The following is a 2,017-nucleotide window of genomic DNA, read 5'->3' on the forward strand; positions in this document are numbered from 1 at the left end:
GCTTCGGCGACGCCGGTGGTGCGCAATCGCCGCGTGTGCGTGTCCGAGGCCACCAGGTGCGCGGCCAGGCGCGGGCGGACCTCGTGTTCGAACATCCAGCGCAGCTCGGCCGGCACGCCGGGCAGGAGGATCACGGCGGTGCCGTCGATCTCGTGCCACAGCCCGGGCGCGGTGCCCACCCCGTTGCGCAGCGGAAGTGACGACTCGGGTCGCACGGCCTGCCGGCGGTTGGCGTCGCTCATCGTCCGCCCGCGCGATTCCAGAAGGGCGGTGATCTGCGCGACCAGCTCGGGATCCTCGGCGAGTTCCTCGCCGGCGAGCATGGCCAGCGCGTCGCGCGTGCGGTCGTCGGGCGTGGGGCCGAGGCCCCCGGTGACGATCACGGCCCCCACCGCGCCGGTCCGCCGGTGCAGGGCACCGGCGATCGCGTGCACGTCGTCGCCCAGGGTCTCGACGCCGGTCACCGTCCAGTTCCGTGCGGAGAGCTGTTCGATCAGCCAGTGGCTGTTCGTGTCGGGCGTGCGACCGTCGAGGAGCTCGTCGCCGACCATCAACAGGGCGACGCCGTCGCGGTTCATCCCACCAGTCCCCCGGCGAGCGGTGCGAAGAGATCGGTGAGCGCGGCCGGCAGACGGGGCGTGACGAACACGATCCACAGCTGCAGCACGACCCGCGCGTACACCCCGGCGGCGAGGTCGTCGGCCATGATGCCCAGGCCCCCGTGCAGCGACTCGAGCCGCCGCGCCGGAGCCGGCTTGAGCACGTCGAAGATCCGGAAGAGCACGAAGCCGACCCCCACGGTGATCGGATCGAGGGGCACGGCGAGCAGGGTCACGGTCTGCCCGGCCGCCTCGTCCATGGTCGCCTGCTTCGGGTCTTCGCCGTAGCGGCGTTCCAGCCCACTGCACGCAGGGATCCCGGTGACGACGAACGCCACCAACAGCACGAGCTGGACGAGAGGATCGTCGATCTGCAGGGCCCAGAAGACGCCCGCGACGGCGAGACTCGTCCACGTGGCGGGCACCACGGGGATGTGGCCGAGGCCACAGACGGTGCCGAAGACCTGATCGAAGGTGTTGCGCATGGCGGGGCAGTGTGCGTCAGGGCTCCGGAGCGGTCAATGCCCGACGACGCGAGCTGCCGTTCAGGGACAGGGTTCGCCGATCCAGACCGGGCCGACCGATCGGTAGCAGGCCCGGCTGCGCTCGTGCGCGCGCACCCGCCACGCGCCGTCGAGCTGCAGCAGCAGGTCGAGGTCGTGCCGCTCGCCGGCGACGGAGTCGTCGAGGAAACCGTACTGGATGATCGACACCCAGGTGCGCATGCCGTCCTCGCCCGGGCGGTCCGACCGGATCCGGATCTGCCGTGCGTCCAGCGGACCCACGGCCCGCAGGGCCACGTCGAGCGCTCGCGCCGGCCAGTCCATTCCCACCTTCCAGGCCCGTTCGACCTCGAGGTTGATCTCGACCACCGGCAGGAACTCCACGCTCGCGACCGAGTCGAACGGCGCGGCGAAGAATCCCCAGGGTTCGGGGGCTTCGATGTCGGGGACGTGGGTATCGCGGGCGACACCCGGGGCGGGAGCGAGAAGGACGGCGAGGAGGAGGAGCGTCCAGCGCATCGCACTCAATTCAGCTTGTGCAGCACTTCCTTCGACACGCACTTGAGCGTGTCGAACACACCGTCGCCGCTGATGGCCACGGCCTCGAAGCTCTTGAAGCCCTCGGGGTTCAGCTCGGTCTCGAGTTCGTCGGTGGGCAGCGCGCTCGGGACGTCGCGCTTGTTCCACTGCATGACGAAGGGGATCTCGTCGAGCTTCAGATTGTGTTCCTCGAGGTTCTCGTGGAGATTGTACAGGGCCTCCACGTTCGCGTCGATACGGCACTCGTCGCTGTCGGCCACGAACACGATCCCGTCGACCCCGCGCAGGATGAGCTTGCGGCTCGCGTTGTAGTAGACCTGCCCCGGCACCGTGTACAGGTGGAAGCGGGTCTTGAACCCCTTCACCGTGCCGAGT

The 2,017-nt window shown here is 69.8% G+C and carries 4 protein-coding genes; all 4 read right to left on the minus strand.

The window, feature by feature from the left end; translation table 11 throughout:
- A partial coding sequence (locus tag VKA86_15220) for a competence/damage-inducible protein A (GenBank protein HKK72560.1) occupies nucleotides 1-578 on the minus strand: 578 nt, incomplete at its 3' end.
- Nucleotides 575-1,084, minus strand: coding sequence for a phosphatidylglycerophosphatase A (locus tag VKA86_15225; protein HKK72561.1), 510 nt, complete (start codon nucleotides 1,082-1,084; stop codon nucleotides 575-577). The genes VKA86_15225 and VKA86_15220, both read right to left, overlap by 4 nt.
- 60 nt (nucleotides 1,085-1,144) lie before the next feature.
- Nucleotides 1,145-1,621 carry a hypothetical protein gene (locus VKA86_15230; GenBank protein ID HKK72562.1) on the minus strand — a complete coding sequence of 159 codons (477 nt, stop codon included), beginning with the start codon at nucleotides 1,619-1,621 and terminating at the stop codon, nucleotides 1,145-1,147.
- 5 nt (nucleotides 1,622-1,626) lie between these two features.
- Nucleotides 1,627-2,017 (minus strand): ADP-ribosylation factor-like protein (locus tag VKA86_15235; protein ID HKK72563.1); only part of this gene is annotated, 391 nt, incomplete at its 5' end.

The organism is Candidatus Krumholzibacteriia bacterium, assembly GCA_035268685.1.
GTDB lineage: Bacteria > Krumholzibacteriota > Krumholzibacteriia > JAJRXK01 > JAJRXK01 > JAJRXK01.